The organism is Robinsoniella sp. (assembly GCF_034124845.1).
In genome coordinates this window covers 1-25,547 of sequence record NZ_JAWYAJ010000334.1, presented here as the reverse complement: position 1 = coordinate 25,547, position 25,547 = coordinate 1, and the positions used below count along the sequence as shown (strand labels likewise).

The window sequence follows — 25,547 nt, the reverse complement described above, 5'->3', positions numbered from 1 at the left end:
ACTTGCAATCTGTGATGATGATAGATTTATTCATAAGCAGTTAGCTGAAATTATTATGGCTTATTCCATATTTACAAATGAAGAAATTAATTTAATATATTTTATTACTGCTGAGTCTCTCTTGGCATCAACTGAAAAGTATGATATTTTATTTCTTGATATACGTTTTAACCGTAAGGATATTGGGATCGAAATTGCAAGAAAGATACGGCAAAAAGGCAGTGAGTGCATCATTATATTGCTCACTTCTCTGGACACAAAGACAATTGAAGGCTATACTGTGGGCGCCTATCGCTACATTGTTAAACCAACTTCTAAAAAGGAGATCTATGCGGTACTTAACGAGGCTATAGCAAAGTTAAAAAACAGTTCAAAAGTATTATTGGTGAAAGAACAATATGGAACAGAAATTATACATATCAACGAAATTATTTATATTCAGTCCGTCAATAGAAAGCGTCTGGTGGTATTAGAGACAATAACGTTTGAAACCTGGGAAACACTCAAAAATTTTTATTTACAATTGCCTCATTATCAGTTTGGATATGCCCAGAAAGGATGCATTGTGAACTACGATAAAATTTCAGAGGCAAAAAAGAATGATGTAACGGTAATAAACGGGGAAACAATTTCTGTCAGCAGGCAATATAAAGTACAGTTTTTCTCTGATTTTTTTGAGTATGTAGGTAGATGATATGATTGTATATTTCCTATCTTTTTTTAAATGTATTATTGATTATTACCTTTGCGCCTGGGTATTTTCCTGGTTTTTTGAAAGACGAAAAAAATCAAATAAGCGCTTAATATTATCTACAGCTGGAATCTCACTTTTGCTGCTTATCGTAAATTCCTTTCATGTTGCATGGATTAACACCATTTTCAGCCTCTGCGGAGCTTTGTTTTTGAACCACGTTTTATTTGTTGCACGATGGTCAGAAAAGCTTGTGACCTCATTTGTTTCCATCATTTTATCTGTGATATGCGAATTTTTCCCAATCATTGTATTAGCCACCATGTTAAATGATAATATGTCTAATGTTCTGACAACAACAATTAATAATGCCGGTTTCAATCTTATTGGTTCTGGACTTTTTTATGTTGTTTTAAAAATCGGACATAACATCCTCAGCAAAAGATTTATCGGTAATACGCAAATCAACCTTAACAGTAATGGATGGTCTATTTTGTTCCCCATTATCTCAATCATCTTTGTGTATTATACTTTATACGCTGATGCATGCATTGCCAAATCAAGACAAGATGCCTTTGTAAATTTTATCTTATACATATTAATTATTGTAGCAAATATAGGGTTTTTCCTGGGAGAAACAAGCACAGAAAAGAAATATATTGCGCAGTCCCAATTGAATGAGCTTCGTCTACAGCAAAGTAAAGCCGACGCAATTATGAAGCTGAAAGATGAACATATAAAAGAAATGAAAGGCCTTATGCATGATTATGATGCACAACTAAATGGCTTGATCCGAATGGTTCTAGAAAGCTCCATTACGCAGGATACCGCATTAAAATACGTTGAACAGATGAAGGAAAATATCCAGGAAGCGAATCGGTTTATATTTGTAGAGTCCAAGCCATTGCAGTTAATATTAAACCAAACTAATGAGAAGTGTATTTCATATGGGATAGACTTTATGGTCGATATACGTTATGGGGCATTTGATTTTATATCCTTTCCGGATATATTTTCCCTGTTTGAAAACGCTTTAGATAATGCAATCAATGCATGTTTATGTTTGGAAGATCGAAAGGAAGCTATTATCAAGGTAAAAATGCTTCAGAAGTCCAATCAGGTGTTTGTGATGATATCCAACACTTATAATAAAAAGTTCAGTCAGAAAAAGTTCTATTCAACAGCAAGAGCTACTTCCGAACATGGATATGGGTTACAAAATATCAAGAAAATAGTCAAAAAATACAATGGTACTTTACACCTTGATGACAAATCCGAGTTTAAAATCATGATTTCATTTCCACTCACCATTTCATCCTAGAGCGTGTTTTCAAACACGCTCTGGACCAAATGATTCCAGACGTTCTCTTTACGCATAAATAGGGAATTTACCCCAGAACCATGAGGCGCAGCGGACTGCGTAAACTGGTTGGAGTAAATTCCCTGTTTTGTTATTCCTGATTCCCATACTTCACAATTATGATTTCTGTAGCATTAAAGGCTCCTCCATCTTGTGGCTCACCATAGACCAATACACTGGAACCTTCCTTCAGATCACTTTGTTGTCCGTCGCTAATAGAATAGGAACTTCCATCTGATTTTACATATGCCGTTTTAATACTTACTGCTTCCGGATCGTATACAACATTGGTTATTTCTCCACCGTCTGAATTTCCGGTGGCAAATGCTGGTTCCGTTACAAAACTTGAGTCCGTCAGATTTGTAACCTTCCCTTCAACCGGCGCAGAGGAAAGAAACTCAGCTGCTGTTTTTCCATAGTCCGTATTAGCCTTAGAACTATCGCCAGCTAAGGCGGAACTATCAGCTTCCGTACTTTTTTCTGACATCATGCTTTCCGTCGTTTTCTCCTGCTTATTTTCTGTTTTATGATCCTCATTTTGATTTTCCGTTTGATTTGCGGAACAACCGGTACAAATAACAATTATAATAAGTAACAAGCTCAATAATTTCTTCATTATATATCCTCCTGTCTTTCAATTTATATTTTACAAGAATTTCAAAGCTTCTATATTCAACATCTTTTGAGAAGGGTGAAAATGTGGTAGGTCTTGGATTTTGTAATTTACACATTATCTAAAGCGTTATATAATATATGGAACGGAGAACATATGTGAGATCGAAAGAGAACCCGGATTTATAAAGCGGGAGCATGGATTTATTTGTGATTAAATTCTGGACATTATGGCCCTTAACCCATAATGCCCAGTATCTGAAGGTAGGCAGAGTATATTATGCTAAGCCGTATTTAACATAACGGCTATAATTGTTAAATTAGATTCTATAAACTGTACTTGTGAAACGGGTCTGAATTAATAATTGCTTGCTGAAGTACCGTTGGCACTTCTGTTTGCAATATTGCCGCTGATGCAGTTGCAGCCGCATCCGCTGGAATGAGTAGAGCCTCCTGCCTTTGCAGTAGCGCTGCCTGAGTTACAAACACAATGACATGCCATAACCATGGTTTCTTCTGTTTCAGGGGTTCTGTTCAATGGATTAATAATTTTCATATTGTGTTCTCCTTTTCATCTATGTATTTCTCTGCCTACTCTCATTCAAAAGTAATTTTAATGCCTTTCTATAGTGGAAATCAGTTTAATTATTTCGGGGTACCGTTCCATAACATCGTGATATACACATAGCTTATTTAATACGGATTCACGTGTATTTTTACACAGATTTCTTTTTTTCTCCAAATCTATGCCCTTTGCATTATAACATTCTGCATAGCAGATATCACACAGCGTAACAGCCCAGCATTTTGAACAGTCATTCATTGACTGGCTTTCATACTGTCTCAAATAGTATTCCGAGATTGCATCAAAATCTAAACCTGTATCTACGGAACCGATGCCGGGAGACTCACCTATTTTTTCACAGATTTTATATGAGCCGTCGGTACACACATATAACCGTCTTTGTATCGGGATACAGCAAGCGTTATAGGGATATCTGTCCATGGGTTCCTTTACTAGGCGGCGTTGGTGTATTGCCACCAGTATCTGCTGTAAAAACACAGTATATAAATTGGGGGTCTGTGGTAAATCATTACTGTTTTCAACCTTTTTTACCGCCCAGTCGACCCAGCTTATATCTTTCGAACTGTCATAATTTTGCTCCCTCAGTTCTTCAAAAACACTGTCCGGTATAGAGCCTGGGGCGGGATAAGTTGCGGACACGGTTGTTCCCTCTGGAAGAAAATCCAATGACTCGAAGAAATCATTGATTTCATCAAATCTTTCAGCCGTAAATGGCGGCATGAAAACCGAGCTGAACAGTAGTTGCGTTTTACTTTTGTACTTACTAATTGCTTCACAAAGCAGTTTCAATCCTCTAAATGCTGCTTCAAAGGATGGTTTGCCGTTTGCAAACACCCGGTTCTTGTTCTGGATATTTTCAGGCCCGTCTATGCTAACAACAATATTCATATTGGGAATTTGAACCAGATACTCTGCTATTTCCCTGGTCATCAGCGTTAGATTTGTAGTGAAGCTAAAGTCAATCTTTGTTTCTCCGTATTCTGTGATACAATAGTCAATGCATTGTTTCATAATATGGAAATTTATTAATGGTTCTCCCCCATAAAAGGTAACCGCAAACACTTCCAAATTTCGATGTTTATAAGCATAATCAATGGCTTTCTTTGCCGTGGCAAAATCAATATCCTCGCTTGTAAACTCCCTTGTCCCTTCGTAATGTTCTCCATAGGTGCAATATCTGCAGCGCAGATTACATCTGCCGGTCAATTCAATGATGAGCTGTTCACACGCCAAAGCTTCTTCTGACATAAACGGTTTCATATCTACAAAATGAGTTATTTCCGGATTTTGAAGCAAGTGCTCCTGCTCCAGAAATTCCGCTATTGAATCCGCCAGTACCTGATTGCTAATGAGCCCCTTAAATTCATCTAAACCCATATCCTGATTGAATAATGCATCAATAATCGGAGCCACAGCCTCCTCCAGCTGGACCACTTTCCCTGTTCCGGTATCATACAAATATGAATTTGCCCTTGTGTGAAAAGTAATTCCCTGCCTAGAAAAATCCTTTTCCCTTTTTCGGTTTAGTAACTGTTCCTGACCATTCACTTTGTTCATCATGTATTTCCTCCATTTCTTCTTTATAGTCTTTACCAGCAACTCTGTCTGCTTCGCTTTTATTTAATCTTCTAAGCTGTGCGATGTACAGTTCATAATATAAGTCCCTATGTTTCATCAGCTCATCATGTGTCCCAAATTCTGCTATACCGCCATTTTTCATAACTATTATTTGATCAGCGAGAGAAATGCTGGAAAACCTATGCGTCACATAAACAGTCAGCTTACCACTTCGTTCACTGCTAAGCCGGTTAATAATTTGTGTTTCAGAAATTGCATCTATAGAAGAAAATGGCTCATCCAGGATTGAAATTGCACAATTACCGTAGCAGCTTCTGGCTATGGCGATTTTCTGCCATTGCCCCTGGGATATGTCTACCCCGCCGGACCAGTCTTTCATAAGAAGTGTCTTTGCTTTTTCTGGGAGGCTGTCTATGAGTCCATTAATGTCCGCTATATCTACAGCCTTTTTAAACTGTTCCATATCATGCAAATTATCCCTTAACGCTACGTTTTCAAAGAGGGTATATGGAAGTTTTAAAAAATCCTGGAATACGGCACTAATCTGTAAATAATAATTTTCTATTTCAATGTCCTTGATATTTGTATCATCAATATATATTTCTCCCTCTGTTGGCGTATACAGCCTCAACAATAATTTGATAAAAGTAGTCTTCCCTGAGCCATTAAACCCCACAATGGAATAGGTTCTGCCATTTTCTATTTTCAGTGAAATATGACGTAATGCATATTTTTCACTACCGGGATACCTGAATGATACGTCTTTAAATTCAATATAGTTGAACTCTGAATGAAACGGTAACCTTTTACCTTCCCCTTCCTGCGTCTTGGTGAATGTTTGATCAACGACCTCAAGCGATTGGAAATAAAGCAGGCTGCTATGTAAAAGTGAAATCTGTCCCAATATAGCAATAATAGATGCTTTCAGATTGTCTTGTGAATTAAAGTATAGTATAATGGTTCCTAAACTGCTTCCGGCTCTTATGCTGAGCACTACGATTATAATTTTTGTAATCATAGAAATTATTTCATCCAGTGCCTCCGCTAAGCCCTTTTTTGTAAAAAACTTCTTGCGGGCTTTTTTGTCACTTTTTAAAAAACTGGTAAATGTACTTCCTATAAAATTGATAATTTTATCATTAATTTTATAGAGTTTCACTTCTTTAATATTCTCATTTTTTACAAGCAGCATCTTCAAATAATCAATTAAGCGATTGATCTCCGATCTTTGAGCGAATATTTTATACCAGTAAGCATTCATGCGTAAAGACAGGTAGAGTAATGGAAACGCTGAAATGATGCATATAGGTACAATCAGCCAGTTCAGTCTAATAACAATTACAATAAATGAGATAACCTGGATTACAGAAGTTAATGTATCGGACATACAGTCAAGCAGCGTTAAACAATTCGAACCTGTTTCGGATATAGACATATTTATATGATTATAAATCTCCGGATTGTCAAATGTACTCATAGAAAATGCAGAACTCTTCTGCAGTACAGACCTGGTTATGTATAAGTCAAGCGTGTCACTGTAAGTTTGTTTCATATACTGTAAAAATTCTGTAAAAAGAAAGGTTAGCAAATTCATACTCGAAAAAACCAGTAAAAATCCAATAATTAAAGTGTTCCATTGCCCATTCTGAATTACTTCCAAAATCAAATCCAAAACATGCTGCCATAAGATAGCATTAAAAGGACTTACAAAACCATTCAATGCGCTCACAGCAATAATCACAAGAAAGTAAAATGGAGAAGCATTCCAAAGAATTTTACAACCCATTAGAAAAAGCCGGATGCTCTCAATTAATGATGTTTTTGTTTCCATGTATTCCCCGCCTTTTCATGATCCTGATGAGGTGACAACAACCTTCACGCCCTCATTCAAAATATATTTTATAACCACAAAAATATCTCTGCTAAGACTACGTACCGGAACGATATCCCCTTGAGTAAAATAAGGCTTCCGATAAATCAGCCAATTTTGATATTTGTTAATAGAATCAAGCGTATTTTCCTGCGCAATTGCCTGGATAATATTATCCATAAATTCTGAGTATTGTGACTGCATATCAGCGAAACATGATCTTTCCGCCACACAAACCCTCATTTCAGAAAGAATAAACTCCACTTTTTTCTTTAAAACTCCGGGAACTGTCATGAGAACATACTTCTCAGACCTACTGAAAAATTTATCTTCAAAGGAAACGTTTATTTGAAGATTCAGGTTAAAGAGCCTTTGTAAATAACATTCTAAGAAAGCCTTCTTAACATAATCCGCCTTGCCTGTCAATGGCGGTATCTGGAAATATATTTTTAGTGTACACGTTTCAGCCTGACTCAAAATCAGGTAATCATCGCAGGATTTGTTTCTTACAAAGTCACAAATGAAATCTTTCCCACTTAACGGATGCGATTGTAATATATGCTGAAAAGCAGATTCAACATCCTGTCTGCTCCGAAACGGTACCTCATAAAAATGATGGCACCCATTCAGGTATTCCCAATATTCCCGTACATCCTGATACCGGATCTTTCGTATTTCAGACGGTTCTCCCATAGCAAAATCTGTAATTCTACCCTCGGTAACAAAACGGACTAATTTCTCGTTTAAACGTGTCTTTGATTTTAGCAAACGGCTCTCTTCCATCACCTCAGCTTTTGCCATTTCTACACTCTGGGGAGAAATAATCGTAGAATCTCCTATTTGCTGTTTGATTTTATTAATCCACTGCATATCATGTTTCGTCTCATAATATAAAATCATATGGCTGAGACAGGTACAGCCCCAGCGGAAGTGATCAAATCCAAACCTTCCGCCATCAATTAAACAAGCATGTTCCGTTACATGAGCCAGTCCACTATAACGTTCTTTTTGGGAAACTCCCTGGTCAGCTAAGTAATACAGATGTGTTCGATTGGAAGCATTAACTCTGTCTAATCTAATTTTGATCACCCCGTTTCCGTTAAGTTATTGGATATGCTGAGATAATAGCATGAAAAAATTCTTGTTGAATTCTATTTGTCAAAAAAACCAATTTTTTTGTCTAAAATACAAGAAGGAGTCATTCATCCATAAAAAAACTACCCAGTTTCATTTAACAGGATAGTTTGCGTATTCTATAGAACAATTATTTCTGTTGCAACAAGCTCATTTAGCGGCGCTGCCAGTTATCCACAATCTCCTGGCGGATAATCTCCACATACCTTCTTGCCTTCTTTTCATCGTGATTAATCGTATACACATCCCTCTGGGTAATCTCCATTTCACATCCTCTGGCTGCCTGCAGGCTCTTTCGGATATGCTGGCGGAATGCCTCCTCATCCAGGTTTGCACCGACACCCAGGAAGTTCGGGCTTGGCTTTCGGTGGAATATAATATTACTTCCCCGCAGGCGTTCTCCCATAAATTCTTCATTACACCATGGAGAAATAGATACTTTGCGCAGGTTCTCCAGTTTACTGATACAGTTATCCCAGATAGGATCTACCGGCTCACAGCATCCATAAGAGAGCATTCCATACTGCTGTGATATTTTCTGGTAGCAGGGGAAAATAAATTCCTCATACATTTCCGGAGAGATCCCCACAGTTTCCTGGGAATCCATGAATCCCCACACATCTCTGGTAGTAAACGGACGTCTGGCAAGTTCATCTGCTCCTGGCAGCTCTTTTGTAAAACTCCAGCTTCCCTGTCCAACACCTTCAAATGCAGTTGTGGGCAGTATTACTTTCTTTTCCTCCAGGTATCGGTAATAAGAAATAGTATCATCTGCAATCCGGTTCATCATTTCTTTAAAAAGTTCCGGATAATCATAAATGTTGAACATCATATTTTCCATACTCATAAAGTGAACCAGCATCTGGGTAGGTACACTGTATAAGCAGTCCATTTTCATTCTTACCGGAATAATTTCACCAATGGCTTCCTCCACGGCCTTGCGTTTCTTCTCTGAATTCTCCAGATCCACACCAAACCGGGATGGCTTCAGCTTCTCATAATCATCCTCCAGATCTTCGATTACGGACACAAAATGATGCCCAAGGCTTTCCTGTCCGTCTTGTGACATAGTATGGTCAACCTGAACATTTATGCCAAACAGTTCAAAATAAGTGTCGTAATTCATTCCGAAATAATCCGGTGTTACTCTGTCATCGTCAAACAACTCCTGATTTAAAAAATTGCAGTAGATACTGGTTTCAATCTCCCTTGCGAAATCCCCTTCACATTTCAGCCTTTGGGGCAGGATCTCCTGGGCAAATGTCCACATTTCTAAGTGAATCATGGGACTGTCTCCCCGAAGTGCATTGTGCCTGTACCACTTTTCTATCTTTTGTAAGTTACTCTCCTGATTGGCATATTCCAGCTGTTTTTTAGCCAGTTCCCTTAATAGCATTCTGTCTTTATCGGATATTCTATATTCCATTTGTTTAACCCCCTGTAATTTTCTGATTGTCTAATCTGCATTTATCATATCTCAATTATTACAGTTTGGCATTACAGGGAATTGCCCTTTTATATAAAAAAATTGCGGTAAGTCACCCCACAGCTGCAAGCAACGGGATTTTTGTTCTCCGCTTCCGCCCCGGTCGTTGCTAAACGAACGTCCACTGGACGTTCAGCAACCCTCGCGGCAGTCGCCAAATGGACGCGCCAGCGTGTCCGTTTGGCTCGTTGCTCGCGGGAATAACAATCTATATTTGACTTTATTACGGGTGTATTTTATACTGGGATTATATTTTTATCGACTGCCTGTGTTTGGAGGATTTATATGATGGCCATTTCATCCGGTCTGCTGCCGGCAACTCAAATCTATTTCCATACTCCTTCGTCTACTGCTGCTAATGGTTTTTTATATCCATTATGTATCGGTCATTTTTACTGCGATCATACCTATCAGGTACGCAGGAGCAGTTTCGACAGCTTCCTCGCGATTCTTGTGATCCGGGGTACGGGATACATCGAAATCGATGGGACTGCACACAACATTCATGCGGGAGAGCTGGCTGTGATTGACTGTTATAAGCCCCATGCATATGGTGCCAGAAATTCCTGGGAGTTTTACTGGATACATTTTGACGGAATGACCGCTAGACATTACTTTAACTTAATTCAGAATAAGTACCCCCACATCTTTCACCTTTCCAGGGACGCATTTTCAGAGACGCTTCTGCCTGTAAGTGCTATTTTAGACAGCTTTTCCTGCGAGCGAGCGTGCAAAGAAATCCAAATGTCAAAATATATTACAGACATGCTTACTTCCATTCTCATATCTGAGGAATCCACCCCGGCAAATCCCCGTCCTGCGGCCGGAATATCACCCGTGGAACTGGCTACCGCATATATCCGCCAGCACTATCAGGAATCAATTTCCATAGAGGAACTCGCTGAAAAAGCGGCATTAAGCCCCTACTATTTCATACGGGAATTTAAAAAAGAAACCGGGCTGACCCCTCACAGCTATTTAACGGCAATGAGAATCAACTCGGCTAAATTTTATCTGCGCACCACTGGCCGTTCCGTTAAAGAAATCGGCTTCGCCTGCGGGTTTCAAAGTGAAAACAGTTTTTGTATTACTTTTAAAAAACAGGAAGGCATGACGCCTACTCAGTTCCGGGACGGTGCCCTATAGTTTCTCCAGATTATAAGCTCTGCCCTTTTCCATAACAACGGTACGGCAGCTGCTGTCCTTCATCCCATTTATGTACTTCTGAGGATCCTCCGTATTTTCTGCAAACATGCCGTAATGATTGGGTACCCCGGTTTCAGCCTGTACCCGCTTTGTCAATGTAATGGCTTCCTCCACAGACATGTTGCCCAGTTTCCCATTGATACAGACGAAGATGACATCTGCTTTAATCAACTCTTTATCAGCATAATATCCCACCTCCGGTGTTAATAAGCTGTCACCGGTAAAGTAGTACTCCCGCCCATGATAATGGAGCACAGACCCCTGGCTATCCGGCGTATGCTCCGCAAAGACTGCTTCCAGGTCAAACACCCCATGTTGAAAGTGATCTCCACGTTTCATGCAGCGAATGTTATTCTCCGGTACACCACATGCTTTTAAGATTTCATATCCGCTCCCGGGTCCAGCGAAAATAGTGGAACCCTTGTCCATCGCCCTTACCAGATCAGAATCTAAATGATCAATATGATCATGCGTATACAAAATCACATCCGCTTTAACATCTTTACAGGCTGCCGGTGCCGGTACCAGCCGCTTTAAACCTTCCTCTTTTTCTACCAGATCCGAAAAATAAGGATCCAGTAAAATCGTACAATTCCCCTCTTTCAATTCATATCCTGCCTGACCCAACCATTTAATCTGCATTTACAACCTCCATTTTGTCTTTTACCATCATTTGCAGTACAAATATTCATATCTATTCTTGTACTGCATAATAACATATATGTTACATTTTGCAAATACTTTGTTGAATTGTTTAAAAAATCTTAATAAGTTATATGCATGGTCTGCTTGAAATAACCTTAAATTTTATATATAATAAGTATAAATTGTTTTTTTATAAGAGGAAGGATTTATATGATAGAATTGAAAAAATATCTGGACTTTCCGTTGGAAAAGTCCTACGAGGAACCGATTCAAAAGCGCCTGTTTCAAAATATGAAAAGGTCCCATATTGCCTTCCAGGGCCTAATCATCTCCTTTCAGGTCATTATGATGCTCTCTATCTCTCTTCGTCCGGGAGGTCCTTTCCTAAAGCCCAGGAGAACTGCTTACTTCAGCATGTATGTGATTCTGGCTGTGATTACGCTAGCCGTTATGATTATAAATATGAGTCTCGTGAAACGGCAGCCCCTTAACCACAGATTTTATTTCCGCATAAACTACTTTTATATGGGATTGCTTTGCCTTTGGAGTACAGCAGTCACATTAAATGACCAGCTTGGAGGAAACGGGCTAAATGTCTTTACCTACGTCATGCTGACGGTAGCTGTACTGACCATATCAAAACCCTGGCATAACATTCTGATTATGGGTGGCAACTTTCTTCTGCTCAATTACCTGCTCCCTTATTTTCCGGATCCCCACGGCGCAGACCAGACCTTTAATAACCTGATGAACAGTTTGTTTACTACAATACTGGCAATTGCTATCTCAACTATTTTTTACCGAAACAGGATCCGAAAGGAATATGACCAGATCATCATAACTGAGCAGTATAACCAGATCAACGATATTAATGCCCAGCTTCACCAGGAAGTTCTCACAGACAAACTTACCGGGCTATTTAACCGCAGGTATCTGGAAGATACCGTTAAAAATTTCTTTCGTAAAAATCAGGAAGACCATCACAATGCTGCTTGTATGATGATTGACATTGATTTTTTCAAACAATACAATGATACATACGGCCATCAGGCGGGAGATAACTGTCTATACGCTATTTCCCAGCTGTTTGCACGGGATATTCAGGATGAAGATGCCTGTCTGATCCGATACGGCGGTGAAGAATTCCTGATCTTTCTCTTTGGTAATTCCTCCCTGGATGCAGGCACTAAAGCCGAATTGATCCGAAGTGCCGTTGAGCAGGGTATGTACCATACCGCCAAAGTTCCGAAAAGACCTATGACTATCAGTATCGGGCTATATCAGGAATCCCCGATGAAAGAAACCGATATGGAACGTTTTATCTTTCGTGCCGACCAGGCACTTTATGAGGCCAAAAAGAATGGCAGGAACTGCGTTATGGAATACCGGCAGCAGCCGATGCCATAACCTCAGGAAAAACGGCAGGTATAGCAACCAGGCTGCATTCTAATATGTTCTGCTTCTGAGATATTCTTTCGCCATACTCTGATCATACCATTTCTCCTCCGTGATGATCCGCAGAGGTAATTCCTTACCTGCTGCAAGATCCTGGATCGCTTTCATAAGCTGCGGTCCAAGGAGCGGATTACACTCCACTGCACAATTTAATTTCCCGTCAATCATGGCCTCAAAGGCTTCCCTGGTTCCATCTACGGATACAATTTTTACATCTACACCGGGTGCAATTCCATTTTTCTCAAGTTCTTCTATCGCCCCTATGGCCATATCATCATTCTGAGCATAGATGATATCAATATCCCAGTCATGAGATGCCAGATAATTTTTAATGATATTTCTTCCACCTTCTATGGTAAAATCTCCATATTCCGAATGTACGATTTTGTATTTTTCATTTTCTTTCAGGACTTCTTCAAATCCCTGCTTTCTCTCTTCGGTAGGCGAAGCACCTTCGTTGCCCTGCAGTTCCATGATTTTCATACAGTCTTTCACAGCCGGAACATTATCCCGAATCCAGCGCATTGCCCTTCTTCCCTCTTCCAGGAAATCTGAACCTATGTAAGTCATAACCCAGTCATCATTTTCGACTGCAATTTTGCGGTCAGAAGCCAATACCGGAATACCTGCAGCCTTAGTTTCCTTCAGAATCTCATCCCATCCGCTGTCAACTACCGGTGATACCACGATCACGTCCACATTCATTTTAATAAATTTTCGAATAGCTTCAATTTGTTTTTGCTGGGATTGGTTGGCATCCTCGAAAATCAGATTCATTCCGAATTCTTTCGCCGCTTCTTTAATGGATTCTGTATTGGCCCTTCTCCATGCACTTTCCATTCCAACCTGAGCATATCCCACATCAATAATTTTATCTGGCTTTTTATATGTTTCGTTCAGGCCCGCCATATATTCCTCTACATTGTCCTTAGTAACAACATGGCTTCTTAAAATAACCTGCTTTGGCACACCGCTCGCCTGTCTCAATATATCAAGGGCATATTGTATTGCTTCTTTTCCACCAGTAGGACATGTGATCGTCTCTTCAATTTTCCCCTGAGAAATCAGATCAATCCCTTCATTTTCTCCAAGGAAACCATCGATCCCCAAAATTTTGGCTTCTGCCCCGATTTTCTCCATTGCCTGATACGCCCCTAATGCCATATAGTCATTATGAGCAAATATCACGTCATAATCCTTCAGATGATCCCCCATGGCAAGCATCGTATCTTCAGCATCATCTTTTGATCCAGACTCTATCCTGCAGACGCTTTTTTCAATTTGCGGATACCGGGAGATGATGGAATCAAATCCCTTACTTCTGTTCTGGCTTGGCAGAGAATCCTCACTTTGGCAGATCTCCAGTACTTTTCCCTCTTCATCTTTCAGCAGCCTCAGTACGCCTTCGCCTGCCCTCCTGCCAATCTGCTCATTATCCGGACCGATAAACAGAGAATAATCAAATCCCTCTACTCCTCTGTCCATAACAATGACCGGGATTTCCTTATGGTATACCCTGCTGATAATGGATGTCATAATTTCGGTATCACAAGGAGATATAATCAACAGATCAATGCCAAAATCTATGAGTTTTTCCACATCCTTTACCTGCTTGGTAACATCGGAGGTGGCATCCGTCATAATTAATCTGATATTATCATATTTATTGGCTTCTTCCTCTATTTCACTGGTCAGTGCCAGTCTCCAGGATTCCCGCATATTTGCCTGTGATACACCGATTACATATTCGATTTCCCGATATTCACCGCTGTCAATACCCTGATTATAAATATGCAGCCCCAGGAACATAATAAGGATAACTGCACATATGGAAGCGGTAGCTATGATCTTATTTTTCATCCCTGTTACCTCCCTCCAGCAGATCCACACTCTGTGGTATCAGGATGATCACCTTTGTTCCGGCTCCCGGTTCACTGGTTACTCTCACGCAGAATTTATCACCGTACCGGATTCTTAACCGCTCTTTGATATAGAACAGTCCAAAACTCTGATTTTCTTCCAACTGGGAGTGTTCGTTTAACAATGCATTGATCTGCTCTGCTTTTTCCTCTGTCATTCCTGCACCATCATCTTCCACTGTAAATTCCATCCAGCTGTCAGCCGCACTTTCACATCTTATAATCAGATGACCTTCCCCGCGCTTTGTTTTTATGCCGTGGTAAATGGCATTTTCCACCAGGGGCTGCAGCATCAGTTTGGGAACCACGCATTGATTCAGGCTGTCATCTACTATCAACTCATAGTTCAGCTTTGGTCCATACCTAATTTTTTGAATATACAGGTAATTGGAGACGTACTTAATCTCCTGTTCCACTTTAATGTAATCTCTTCCCTTACTCAGACCGATCCGAAACATATTTGTCAGTGCATCAACCAGCCTGACAATGTCGTGTGCCTGATATTCCCGCGCCATCCAGCTGATGGTATCCAGTGTATTATAGAGAAAATGGGGCTTTATCTGCTCCTGAAGAACTTTCAATTCGGCCATTCTCTTATTTTTTTGCTCCAAATAAACCATATCTACCAGGCTCTCTATCTGGACCAGCATATGATTAAAACCATATCCCAGTTCACTCACCTCATCATTATAGTTTCCTTCAAAGCGTACAGCCAGATTGCCCGATGCCACTTCACGCATTAGAAGTTTTAACTCAACAATGGGATTTGTAATGGTCTGGGATATCTTTAAAGAGATCACCAGGACAAAGATCAGGGTCATTGCCAGACCGCCGGATAAAATATAAAACATGGCATTGGTACTTCCCATGATCTCATCCAGGGAAAATACGCCTACGATCTTCCATCCAGTGTATTCAGACTCTTCATAGCGTATCTGATAATTTTCCCCGTTTATTCTGGCATCTACCGGAACCTGTTCCGGAGTAAGCCATGCTGGATCAATACGGTAAGTCACTTTATTGGGCAGGGTATAAACCATACGGTCATCTTTGTCAAGTACAAACACAAACCCATTATCCCCAATGGTTACGTTTTGTATGGATTTGGAAATGATATCATGCTTGATGTCCAGTAGCAGCACCCCCATAATCTCACCAGTATCCGCATTTTTAATAGCCTTTGCAATGGAAAACACATCATCAATGCTATAACTCTTATCTGTTGCAATATTTCTGCCGGCAATATTACTGATTATCTGCATTTCATCAGGGTTAGCCGCTGCCTGTCGGTACCAGTCCTCATTCTTAAATGAATCACGGGAGATACGCCTCATCCCCGTATTGGTACATAAATCATTTTCTGTGGCAACAAAGATACCTGCTATTTCTTTATTGGAAAATGCCAGATCATCCAGGGTATTTTCCAAACTTAACTTTTCTTGTTTCCAGTAAACATTGTCTTCAGTTTTCATCGATCCGTAATCGGTGTTTTCCATTCTGCAGATAATAAAGTTAGCTATTTTATCAATACTGTTTACATATACATCAATTGAGGTTTTAACCTGGTTCATCATCTGGTCTGCATGCTGGGAAACACTTTTTTTCGCCTGTCCCGTAAATACGCTTATTCCTATCATTCCGAACACGCAAAAAGGGATCAGCGAAGCGACAATATAAGACCAGACCATTTTACTACGTATCGTAATATTCATGAATTTGTTCTTAAGCTTGTTCATTTCGCTCACCCCTCTCTGTCACTTCCTGCCCCTATATTATAGCTTTGACCGGGTAATTTCGCAATCGGATTCGAATAAAATCCTATTTCCCTTTTAATTTTTCAGCACGTATAGATATAATTCTCTGGATAACAATGAATACACACAACAGTGCTGCTATTGTTACTTTTGTCCACCATGTATTCAGATTTTCATAAGTTACGATCGTCTGAATAATTCCCTGAATCAGAACACCTATGGTCGTACCAATTACGGTGCCCACACCTCCTGTAAGAAGCGTGCCGCCGATAACAGCAGATGATATGGCATCCAATTCCAGCCCCAGATTCTGAAGTGAATATCCAGCTAATGTATAAAAGCTGAAAACCACACCTGCAAGTGCTGCACAGAAGCTGCTGATTACATAAACCGCGATTTTAGTTCTTGCTACCGGAAGTCCCATGAGAATTGCGGACTGCTCATTACCGCCTAAGGCATAGATGCTTCTTCCAAACTTAGTAAATTTTAATATGTAGTAAGCTACTAATATTACTACTAATGCAATGAATACATAAGAATATATCTTTCCTTTACCGATCACCAGCTTGCTCAATGCCATTTTTGTATAAAAATCATTGGAGATGGAAATGGATTCCGTACTGATTACCGCGCAAAGCCCTCTCATCAAAAACTGTCCTGCAAGTGTAACAATAAAAGGCTGCAGTTTAAAGAAATGAATAATATAACCCATTCCAAATCCTACCAGTGCTCCAACCAGAAGAACTAATGGAATTACAACAAATGCCGGAATTCCTTTCTGAAGTAAGAATGCTGAAAATACACAGGTAAAAGCAATCGTAGATGCGATGGATATGTCAATACCGCCTGTCAGCAAAACAAAGGTGACTCCAATAGAAGCTATAATCAGATACGCATTATCGTTAAATAAATTCAGGAATGTAGACAAGGATAAAAAACGATCATATGAAACAGCCCCGAATATAAATAGTGCAATAAACAGCACAAACGTGATTATCAGCGAAACGTTATTAATTTTCAATCTCTTTTTTGCTATCTCTCTCATGCCTGCTTCGCCACCTTTCTCTTAGAGAATTTTCTTAAAAATGTCTCTTTAAATTCTTTCGACTGTGAAAGACAGATGATTACAACTAGAATAGCTTTTACTACCTGCGTAATTTCCGGAGCAATTCCCATTGCATATACAGTCGTTGTAATGCTTTGGATAATCAGGGCTCCTGCAATACTAGCCGGGATGGAGAAACGTCCTCCGCTCAAAGATGTCCCCCCTATAGCTACAGCAAGAATTGCATCCATTTCAATCATGAGACCTGCATTGTTACAATCAGCACCTTTGATACTGGCACTTTCAATCAGACCAGCCAGTGCTGCAAAGATACCGCAGCAGGTGTAAACTACCAGTTTAATCGCATCTACATTAATTCCGGCAAATTTACTGGATACTGAATTACATCCGGTGGATTCCAGAAAGAGTCCAAATGCAGTTTTCTTGGTAAAAAGCAGTACAATAATTAATAAAATTACAACCAGGTATACCGGAAACGGTATTCCAAAAATGTATCCGCCGTTAATAAAGTAATAGGCATCTGAACTTACAGTTACAATTTTACCGCCGGTTACCAGCTGTGCGATACCACGCCCCGCAACCATCAGAATCATCGTTGCCACAATGGGCTGGATCTGAATCTTTGCAACCAGAAATCCATTCCACAGCCCGCATAACAGACCTGCCAGAAGAGCCAGTATAATCGCGATTGCCACATTTCCTCCCACTCCAGGTAAAATGCTACCGCTTACGATACTGCATGCAATGGCTCCGCTTATTGCCATCACCGAACCAACCGAAATATCGGTTCCTCCGGTAGCCAGAACCATTGTCATACCAATAGATAAGATCATCAGTTTACTGCCGTTTCTTATAATATCAATGATTCTTCCATAAAGATGCCCATCGACTATTTTCATCTGAAAGAAACTTCCTCCAGAAATGATTCCATTAAACAGGATAATAGCCAGCAATATCACAAAGGGCCAAAATGCCTGGTTTTTTGAAATTTTATTTAGTTTCTTCATGACTGTCACCTCCAGCTATATACCGCATAATTGCTTCTTCTGATATCTGGCTGCCCCGGAGTTCCGTTACTTTTCTCATATCCCTTAAAATAACCATTCTGCCGCAGCATCTGGTCATCTCATCAATTTCCGAAGAAATAAAGATAACCGCCATGCCCTGTTTTGCCAGATCCACTACTATTTTTTGAATTTCTGCCTTCGTTCCGATATCAATTCCCCTAGTTGGCTCATCCAACATGAGAAGTTCCGGCTCCGTTGCCAGCCACCTTGCCAGAATTACCTTCTGCTGGTTACCTCCGCTTAAGTTTTTAATCAGCTGTTCAGAGGAAGGGGTCTTAATTTCCAGCTTCTTAATATACTCATCTGCGATCTTCTCCGACTCCTGTCTGGATATGAAGCGGAACATTCCCCGCTTCGCCTGAAGCGCCAGGCAGATATTCTCTCGAATGGTAAGTTCACCTACGATACCTTCTGTTTTCCGGTTTTCCGGACAGAACGCAATGCCTCTGCGGATCGCATCCAGTGTTCCCTTTAACTTTGTCTTTTCTCCTTTTATTTCAAGGGTTCCTTTTTCCAGGTTATCCACACCAAATATTAACCGGGCTGTTTCTGACCTTCCGCTTCCAAGCAGTCCGGAGAGTCCCAATACCTCTCCTTTATTGATCTTCAGACTAAATCCCTGGATGGTTCCTGCCCCCGTGACATCTGCCATATCTATTAATAATTCATCCGATTTATTTTCTTCTTCATTAATTGCCATTGTCTGGTTTAATTTCGCATAGTCTTTACCTATCATTTTTCCTACCAATTCTACCCTTGGCAGGTTCTTTGTTTCATAAGTTCCTACATATTCTCCATTTCTAAGAACCGTAATTCGGTCTGTAATCTCATAAACCTGATCCAGAAAGTGTGTTACAAATATTATTCCCATTCCTTCTTTTCGAAGCTTTCTCATTGTTTCAAACAATTTTTCTACTTCCATTGTAGACAAACTGGAAGTGGGTTCATCCAGTATCAGTACTTTTGCTGATACATCACAGGCACGGGCGATTGCAATCATCTGCTGAATTGCCACAGAATAATTATCCAGATTTTTCGTTACGTCTATATCCAGATCAAACCGCCTCATTAACTCCTTTGACTTCTGGTTAATGGTTTTCCAGTCTATTCTGCCCGCTTTTCTAATTTCCCTGCCTATGTAAATATTCTCTGCCACAGACAAATTCGGACAGAGGTTTACCTCCTGGTATACCGTACTGATTCCGTCTGCCTGCGCCTCTAACGGAGATTTGGGATAAATTTCTTTTCCTTCCATCAGAACTGTTCCGCTGTCTCTTTCCTCTACTCCTGTTAATACCTTAATCAATGTGGATTTTCCTGCACCGTTTTCTCCTAAAAGCGCCAGAACTTCCCCTTTTCTTAATTCCAGCTGCACATCACTCAGCGCAATTACTGCTTTACCAAAGCTTTTTGATATATGATTCATTTGAAGTAAGATATCCTCTTTACCCATATCACATTTCCTCCATTCCTGCTGTTTATCTGCCCCCTTATCCAAAATCCGCTCTCAGTCGTACTGGAGCGGATTTTAATAAGATCATAAAATCTTTTTAATATTGGCGGTTTGGTAAATCTGCTGCCGCCGTATCCTGACGATAGATACCTTCTTCAGATTTTACCCATTTTTCAACTGTTTCACCATTTTTTAATTTCTGGCAAGTATCGAAGAACTGTTCGCCAAGTAATGGATTACATTCTACAGTAACGTTTGCTTCCCCTGCTGCCATAGCTTCAAAGATCCCTTTTACGCCGTCAACGGATACTGTTTTAATGTCTTCTCCCGGTTTAAATCCAGCTTCCTTTATCGCTTCAATAGCACCCAGCATCATATCATCGTTATGTGCATATACACCTTTGATTTCTTCGCCATAAGTCTTTAAGAAAGATTCCATAACTTCTTTCCCTTTTGCTCTTGTAAAGTCACCGGTCTGGGATTCCAGAATTTCGATATCAGGATGATTTGCTTTGATTTCTTCATCAAATCCTGTTTTACGGTCATTTGCTGCAGAAGCACCAACGGTTCCTTCTAACTCAACGATTTTTCCTTTTTCTTCTAATAATTTACCCATTTCAATTGCTGCATTTTTACCTTCTTCAATGAAGTCGGAGCCGATGAATGTAGAATATAAGCTTTCATCTACATCTGCTTTTCTATCAACCAGTACGATCGGGATTCCTGCTTCCTGTGCCTCTGTAAATACTGCGTCCCATCCCGTCTCTACTACCGGAGCAAGTCCGATTACATCTACGCCCATTTCAATAAAGGACTTGATTGCTTTGATCTGGTTTTCCTGTTTCTGCTGAGCATCTGCAAATTTCAGATCAATGGTATCTACGTTTTGTCCTGCATAGAATTGAATGGAAGCTGTCTCTGCATCACGCCATCCGGATTCCTGTCCGATCTGTGCAAAACCTACTACCAGTTTATCGCCGCCTGCACTGTCATCTTTTGCTTCTTCACTTGCTGCCTCAGAACCCTTTACGGTTTCCTGTGCTTCTGTTGCAGGAGCTTCAGTCTTAGCTGCCTCTGTTGTCTTTGCTTCTGTTGTCTTTGCTTCTGTTGTTCCTGTGCTGCTGGAACCACATCCTGCTGCCATAGCAGCTACCATACTGACACATAATAATACACTAACAAGCTTTTTTTTCATTTTAATATCCTCCGTTTTCTTTGGGTTCTTCCCTTGCTATGAACTTATTATATTCCATTTCCTTTCTCAGGTCTTTGCAATTTTCCTTTATAAAATTGCAAAATTTTAGCATCCATTTGCCAAATTGCCAATGGATGCTAATAATGAACATAAATATAACCGTATAAATAAAACGATGGTTATTCCTATCCTTATCTTTTTTGTGCACACTTACGGTACTCAGCCGGACTTACCCCGGTAATCTTTTTAAATACATTGCTGAAATAATGCTGTGTGGTATATCCAACCTTTTCAGCTATCTCATACATTTTTAAATCTTCTTCAAAAAGCAGGTCGATTGCTTTTCTGATCCGCACTTTAGTCAGATAATCTATGAAGGTAATTCCCATTTCTTTACGAAAAATCCGGCTTAAATGCTGTGGCGAAAGAAACGTATAATCCGCAACATCCTGCAGGGTCAGCTCTTCCCTGTTATAATTATCTTCTATGTATTGTTTTACAATTTTAATTACGCTGGAACCGCCTTTAACTGCTTCCATCTGCTCAGCAGCTCTGTTATATACGGTAACCAGGTTCTCATACCCTTCTCCCGTCTCCTGTACGGAAACTGCTTTTAGCGGCAGACACCCCTCTATGCTTTCCATGCATTTTAACTGTTTCCGCCTGAGCTCTTCTGCCCCCATATCTCTTGAAATCACCACTAGATCGCCGTTTTCCACCTGACAGGATGAGACATTTTTTAAATCATTGAAAATTTCATTACTAATATTCTGGACTGCATAGGAAAGCAGATCTTCATCCCAGCTCTCACCCAGGTCTTTATCCACTGCCTGTTCCAGATGAATGATGGTAACCGCATATTGTGATGGAATACTGATGTCCAGATACTGCATCCGTTCCTCTATCTCCTGTTCTGCAAGTCTGCCTTCCAGCCAGTTTTTCAAGAAGGCATCCACCAGATGTATTTTATTCTGCTGTAAGGTCATCTTCGCCCACTTCAGATATTTATCTTCCTTATTCTGCTGACTTACTTCCTTCAATACTCCCTGAATCATATTGTCAAAAGGCTCTTCCATCAATGGTTTCAGGATATATTCAAATACCCCAAGGCGAAGAGCTGTCCTGGCAAATTCAAAATCATCGTATCCTGTAATGACTACAATAATCGCCTGGGGCTGCAAATCTTTTAATTTCTCAATAAACTGAAGTCCATTCAAAAAAGGCATATTGATGTCAACAAAGAATATATCGATGTCCTCTTCCTGGGCCATTTCCAATGCCATTTCTCCATCTTCTGCTTCTGCTACGACTTCAATTTCTTCATATTTCCGTAAAAAACTGATAATACCCCTCCGGATTATGTACTCATCATCCGCTACCATAGCTTTGCATCTCATCTTTTTCTTCCTCCCATATCTTAGAAATCCCTCTATCGTCTCAAATCTTACTAAGACGATAATTTCCCAATGATAAATTACATTATAATGGAAAATTATACCTTTTACTATGCAAAATTTTAGCGCCAGTTTATAAAAATACCGCGCCAGAAAAAAAGCGCGGTATTTTTATCTATATCTTATAATATGATTATTTTTTTACCCAAAGCGAAACCGTCTTACTGTATTTCCCATAAACCCTGGACTTGCCGGATGTTTTAAATGCCCTGATTTTAACATAACATATTTTGTTTGCCCTGAGCTTTTTAAGCGTCCTGGATGTGGTTTTACCGGAACTGATCACAACCTTCCTGACACCCTTTTTAAATTTCTTATCTGTGGAGTAAGAAATCACATAACCGCTTGCACCATTTGTCTTCTTCCATGACAGCTTCAAAGTTTTGGATTTCTTTGATACTGCTTTTACATCTGTGGTCTTCTTTGGTGCAACCGAGATTATGATCTTTTTGACTGCAGCATCATATTTGGAATTACCAGCTGCTGTAATGGTAATCTGTGCTTTTCCGGTACCTTTAATGGTAATTTTTCCTTTGCTGTCAACTTTTACAACTTTCGTATGATCAGACTTATAAGACAGCTTGCCTTTCCCGGATGCCTTTGCCTTAATGTAGAAGCTCTTATCTCCATCTGTTTTCTTAAAATCTTTGGCCGTAATGGTCTGTTTCTTTTTCTGAATATCAAATACTGCTTCCAGGCTGACACTCGAAGCCGGCATAAGGAATGAAATTACCGTTGACTTCTGCTGCTGTGCTGTCAGTGTAACTCCGGCAGCTTTCCACTGTACAAATACCTTTCCTGCCGGAACAGAAACGGTTGCCTGGATTCTGGTACCTGCAATATACAACTGATCTTTAGCAGCATTTGCGATGCTTATGCCTGCTCCTGTCTTTAACTGATATTTTGGTTTTTCCGGTATGACAATATTTTCAAATGCAGCATTTAATACGACTTCACTTTCCGGCATTACAAAAGAAATGGTAACTGCCATTTTTTCCGCCTCCGTTAAAGTGATTCCTTTTACATCCCATCCGATAAATTGATTACCCTGTGGAATTCCCACCGTTGCTTTTACCGTTGTACCAGCCTGATACAGGCTGTTTGCTGCTGCGTTGTCGATTCTGACATTTGTCCCTGCTGTAACCTTGTAGTACTCATTTTCTGCATAAACCGGTACCATACTGCCTCTGTTTCGCGGAACTGTAAATGTGAACTCATTTGATACTTTCTGCTCCTCTGTCAGTTCGAAACCGCTGACTTCCCATCTGCTGAAGGTCTTGCCCGCAAGATCTTTTGCCTGGACGGTAACCTCTGAACCAATTCGATACATATCATCTTTTACATCTCCGCTGACTCTGACATTATTATCTGCATGGATGCGAACATAATTTGACAGATCCTTTGCAGCTGCTTCCAGGGATAAATAACGGTTAGAAACCGCCTGGACCGCATCTTTATTTACGGATTTTGCACTTAAAAGTGCACCGCTGAATATTCTCCAGGTTTCAATAGAGTATTCTTCTTCCTGGTAACCTTCCACCTCTGCAATCAGCGCATCCAGCTCTGCCCCAGTCTTAACCGTCTGGGCTGCCGGATGTTCATGAGCTTCCTGAACCGTAATATAATCAAGGTATACATTTCCACTGTTTTCTGCATCTTTCACATAGGAAATGGTATTTTCACCTTTTTTCAGAGTGACACGGCTGCAGACGGTCATCCAATGCTGCCAGTCTGTCTCGGTTTTATCAAAGGGAACCGTTACACTTTTCAGCCCCGCATCATTGACATAGAGATTCAAAGTTCCCGCCTTAGGTGTAATATCCGGGATATTCGCTTCCCATTCACCGCGGTTGTCTGTAGTACTGATCGGAGCCTTTACTCCATTGGCATATCGTGCTCTTACAAAATAGTCGCCGTCTGCCGGTACATTAACTTTGAATGTGATTTTTTCTCCCAGCGTATCCGTTATGTTTCCATATCCTGTTCCCTGGAAACCTTTTCCTTTATATTCCTTTTTTGCCCCGCCGGATAAGTCTCCATCTTCTGCCTGATATACAAGTCCCAGCCCCGGATCGCCGGAAGGCAGAGCGGTAAATTCATATGGGGAAACCGGTCTTCCAAAGTTCGGAGATCCATCTTCATACCAGGTAAATTTCTTTATACTGACCTGTCTCCAGGCATTATTGTTCGCCGGATACACTTTTGAATGGAATGCCATCCAGTCTTCTGTTCCGTCCGCTGATTTAAAAAAAGATGCTCTGGCTGGTCCATATACGTCTTTTGTTCCTTCAAATACACCTTCTTGATAAGACCAGTTATCCGGATTTAAAATATCATTTTTGGATGTATCAAAAATGTACATTCCCATGTGATACCCTGCCGTCTTAAAGCTTCCCTGGGATACCGTCATAAATAAATGATCCCCATTCACAATTGCTCTGGGACCTTCTCCTCCAAAGCCCGGCAGAAAGCTTCTCTCCTCTGTAATCTTTGTGGGTGATTCCATTCTTGCAATGGCTGGTGACTCCACGCCGCTTTCCATGCTGCCCCAGCATGCATATAACTGTCCCCGGTATTGGAAAACGGTAAAATCATTTCCCTGTGCAAACTCATTGGGGTTCTTTATTTCCATTCCGGTATATAGCACACCTCTGTCTATCCAGTCTCCCTGTGGATCATCGGTAACCGATTCCATTACACATGCCATATGCCTCCAGTTATATTCTTTTGCATCTGCGCAGTAATAAATATACCATTTGCCGTCTATAAAGAACATTTCCGGAGCAAAGATCCTGGATTTGGAATCATTAAAATCAAAAATTCTGACTTTTTCTCCCTGATCCAGAAGAGATTTTGACTTGGATACATACATTTTATTGTGAGATGGATCGTTACTGGACGAAACAAAATAATAATATCCGTCATGATAGCTGATAAATGGATCCTGTCCCTGATAAAGCGCATTATTGAATTGAGTTAATTCTTCGCCTTTTTGTGTACGTATGATGTTTAATTT

General features: G+C 40.2%; 19 protein-coding genes. 4 read left to right on the top strand and 15 right to left on the bottom strand.

Going from position 1 to position 25,547, the window contains the following annotated elements:
* Positions 1-694, top strand: a 694-nt coding sequence (locus tag ACH2DQ_RS16980; RefSeq protein WP_395027533.1) for a LytR/AlgR family response regulator transcription factor, incomplete at its 5' end; no start/stop codon positions are given.
* 1 nt (position 695) lies between these two features.
* Positions 696-2,012: a GHKL domain-containing protein gene (locus tag ACH2DQ_RS16975; RefSeq protein ID WP_394913877.1), complete on the top strand. Its 1,317-nt coding sequence runs from the start codon at positions 696-698 to the stop codon at positions 2,010-2,012.
* 130 nt (positions 2,013-2,142) lie between these two features.
* Here the strand turns inward: ACH2DQ_RS16975 and ACH2DQ_RS16970 are convergent, their stop codons facing one another.
* The 6 genes from ACH2DQ_RS16970 to ACH2DQ_RS16945 form a co-directional block, all read right to left on the bottom strand.
* Positions 2,143-2,667, bottom strand: coding sequence for a hypothetical protein (locus ACH2DQ_RS16970; RefSeq protein ID WP_394913878.1), 525 nt, complete (start codon positions 2,665-2,667; stop codon positions 2,143-2,145).
* 354 nt (positions 2,668-3,021) lie between these two features.
* On the bottom strand, positions 3,022-3,219 hold the full coding sequence (locus ACH2DQ_RS16965; protein ID WP_394913879.1) for a CA_C0660 family putative sactipeptide bacteriocin: 198 nt from the start codon (positions 3,217-3,219) through the stop codon (positions 3,022-3,024).
* Positions 3,220-3,276: 57 nt separating this feature from the next.
* Entirely contained in the window at positions 3,277-4,809 is a 1,533-nt protein-coding gene (locus tag ACH2DQ_RS16960) for a radical SAM protein (protein WP_394913880.1), read from the bottom strand.
* Positions 4,745-6,658, bottom strand: a complete 1,914-nt coding sequence (locus ACH2DQ_RS16955) for an ABC transporter ATP-binding protein (RefSeq protein ID WP_394913881.1) — start codon at positions 6,656-6,658, stop codon at positions 4,745-4,747. Before ACH2DQ_RS16955 ends, ACH2DQ_RS16960 begins: the two co-directional genes overlap by 65 nt.
* Before the next feature lie 15 nt (positions 6,659-6,673).
* Complete coding sequence (locus ACH2DQ_RS16950) at positions 6,674-7,786, bottom strand: hypothetical protein (RefSeq protein ID WP_394913882.1); 1,113 nt, start codon at positions 7,784-7,786, stop codon at positions 6,674-6,676.
* 199 nt (positions 7,787-7,985) lie between these two features.
* Positions 7,986-9,257 carry a hypothetical protein gene (locus ACH2DQ_RS16945; RefSeq protein ID WP_394913883.1) on the bottom strand — a complete coding sequence of 424 codons (1,272 nt, stop codon included), beginning with the start codon at positions 9,255-9,257 and terminating at the stop codon, positions 7,986-7,988.
* A 345-nt stretch (positions 9,258-9,602) separates the two neighbouring features.
* Between ACH2DQ_RS16945 and ACH2DQ_RS16940 the strand changes: the two genes are divergently transcribed.
* Positions 9,603-10,463, top strand: a complete 861-nt coding sequence (locus ACH2DQ_RS16940) for an AraC family transcriptional regulator (protein WP_395027529.1) — start codon at positions 9,603-9,605, stop codon at positions 10,461-10,463.
* Here the strand turns inward: ACH2DQ_RS16940 and ACH2DQ_RS16935 are convergent.
* On the bottom strand, positions 10,458-11,165 hold the full coding sequence (locus ACH2DQ_RS16935) for an MBL fold metallo-hydrolase (protein ID WP_395027527.1): 708 nt from the start codon (positions 11,163-11,165) through the stop codon (positions 10,458-10,460). The genes ACH2DQ_RS16940 and ACH2DQ_RS16935 overlap by 6 nt on opposite strands.
* A gap of 213 nt (positions 11,166-11,378) precedes the next feature.
* Here ACH2DQ_RS16935 and ACH2DQ_RS16930 point away from each other — a divergent pair, with 213 nt between their 5' ends.
* Positions 11,379-12,575, top strand: coding sequence for a GGDEF domain-containing protein (locus tag ACH2DQ_RS16930; RefSeq protein WP_394913886.1), 1,197 nt, complete (start codon positions 11,379-11,381; stop codon positions 12,573-12,575).
* A gap of 39 nt (positions 12,576-12,614) precedes the next feature.
* Here ACH2DQ_RS16930 and ACH2DQ_RS16925 read toward each other — a convergent pair whose 3' ends face one another.
* From ACH2DQ_RS16925 to ACH2DQ_RS16890, 8 genes are all read right to left on the bottom strand, one after another.
* Positions 12,615-14,483, bottom strand: a complete 1,869-nt coding sequence (locus ACH2DQ_RS16925) for a substrate-binding domain-containing protein (protein ID WP_394913887.1) — start codon at positions 14,481-14,483, stop codon at positions 12,615-12,617.
* Positions 14,473-16,278 carry a sensor histidine kinase gene (locus ACH2DQ_RS16920; protein WP_394913888.1) on the bottom strand — a complete coding sequence of 602 codons (1,806 nt, stop codon included), beginning with the start codon at positions 16,276-16,278 and terminating at the stop codon, positions 14,473-14,475. The genes ACH2DQ_RS16925 and ACH2DQ_RS16920 overlap by 11 nt, the downstream gene beginning before the upstream one ends.
* A gap of 82 nt (positions 16,279-16,360) precedes the next feature.
* Positions 16,361-17,341: a galactofuranose ABC transporter, permease protein YjfF gene (yjfF, locus tag ACH2DQ_RS16915; protein WP_394913889.1), complete on the bottom strand. Its 981-nt coding sequence runs from the start codon at positions 17,339-17,341 to the stop codon at positions 16,361-16,363.
* Positions 17,338-18,369 carry an ABC transporter permease gene (locus tag ACH2DQ_RS16910; RefSeq protein WP_394913890.1) on the bottom strand — a complete coding sequence of 344 codons (1,032 nt, stop codon included), beginning with the start codon at positions 18,367-18,369 and terminating at the stop codon, positions 17,338-17,340. The genes yjfF and ACH2DQ_RS16910 overlap by 4 nt, the downstream gene beginning before the upstream one ends.
* Positions 18,353-19,882: a sugar ABC transporter ATP-binding protein gene (locus ACH2DQ_RS16905; protein ID WP_394913891.1), complete on the bottom strand. Its 1,530-nt coding sequence runs from the start codon at positions 19,880-19,882 to the stop codon at positions 18,353-18,355. Before ACH2DQ_RS16905 ends, ACH2DQ_RS16910 begins: the two co-directional genes overlap by 17 nt.
* A gap of 97 nt (positions 19,883-19,979) precedes the next feature.
* The gene (locus ACH2DQ_RS16900) at positions 19,980-21,077 is read right to left on the bottom strand and encodes a substrate-binding domain-containing protein (RefSeq protein ID WP_394913892.1); all 1,098 of its coding nucleotides are present in this window, start codon (positions 21,075-21,077) and stop codon (positions 19,980-19,982) included.
* 191 nt (positions 21,078-21,268) lie between these two features.
* Positions 21,269-22,474 (bottom strand): response regulator, encoded by a 1,206-nt coding sequence (locus ACH2DQ_RS16895; protein ID WP_394913893.1) that lies wholly within the window; start codon positions 22,472-22,474, stop codon positions 21,269-21,271.
* Between the two features lie 190 nt (positions 22,475-22,664).
* The coding region (locus ACH2DQ_RS16890; protein ID WP_395027522.1) for a family 43 glycosylhydrolase at positions 22,665-25,547 on the bottom strand (2,883 nt) is incomplete at its 5' end.

Bases quoted from the DNA above. Each gene is read 5' to 3' on its own strand.
- ACH2DQ_RS16905 (WP_394913891.1), bottom strand. From the start codon at position 19,882: ATGGGTAAAGAGGATATCTTACTTCAAATGAATCATATATCAAAAAGC.
- ACH2DQ_RS16920 (WP_394913888.1), bottom strand. From the start codon at position 16,278: ATGAACAAGCTTAAGAACAAATTCATGAATATTACGATACGTAGTAAA.
- ACH2DQ_RS16925 (WP_394913887.1), bottom strand. From the start codon at position 14,483: ATGAAAAATAAGATCATAGCTACCGCTTCCATATGTGCAGTTATCCTT.
- ACH2DQ_RS16970 (WP_394913878.1), bottom strand. From the start codon at position 2,667: ATGAAGAAATTATTGAGCTTGTTACTTATTATAATTGTTATTTGTACC.
- ACH2DQ_RS16935 (WP_395027527.1), bottom strand. From the start codon at position 11,165: ATGCAGATTAAATGGTTGGGTCAGGCAGGATATGAATTGAAAGAGGGG.
- ACH2DQ_RS16965 (WP_394913879.1), bottom strand. From the start codon at position 3,219: ATGAAAATTATTAATCCATTGAACAGAACCCCTGAAACAGAAGAAACC.
- ACH2DQ_RS16955 (WP_394913881.1), bottom strand. From the start codon at position 6,658: ATGGAAACAAAAACATCATTAATTGAGAGCATCCGGCTTTTTCTAATG.
- ACH2DQ_RS16960 (WP_394913880.1), bottom strand. From the start codon at position 4,809: ATGATGAACAAAGTGAATGGTCAGGAACAGTTACTAAACCGAAAAAGG.
- ACH2DQ_RS16945 (WP_394913883.1), bottom strand. From the start codon at position 9,257: ATGGAATATAGAATATCCGATAAAGACAGAATGCTATTAAGGGAACTG.
- ACH2DQ_RS16975 (WP_394913877.1), top strand. From the start codon at position 696: ATGATTGTATATTTCCTATCTTTTTTTAAATGTATTATTGATTATTAC.
- ACH2DQ_RS16910 (WP_394913890.1), bottom strand. From the start codon at position 18,369: ATGAAGAAACTAAATAAAATTTCAAAAAACCAGGCATTTTGGCCCTTT.
- ACH2DQ_RS16895 (WP_394913893.1), bottom strand. From the start codon at position 22,474: ATGAGATGCAAAGCTATGGTAGCGGATGATGAGTACATAATCCGGAGG.
- yjfF (WP_394913889.1), bottom strand. From the start codon at position 17,341: ATGAGAGAGATAGCAAAAAAGAGATTGAAAATTAATAACGTTTCGCTG.
- ACH2DQ_RS16900 (WP_394913892.1), bottom strand. From the start codon at position 21,077: ATGAAAAAAAAGCTTGTTAGTGTATTATTATGTGTCAGTATGGTAGCT.
- ACH2DQ_RS16940 (WP_395027529.1), top strand. From the start codon at position 9,603: ATGATGGCCATTTCATCCGGTCTGCTGCCGGCAACTCAAATCTATTTC.
- ACH2DQ_RS16930 (WP_394913886.1), top strand. From the start codon at position 11,379: ATGATAGAATTGAAAAAATATCTGGACTTTCCGTTGGAAAAGTCCTAC.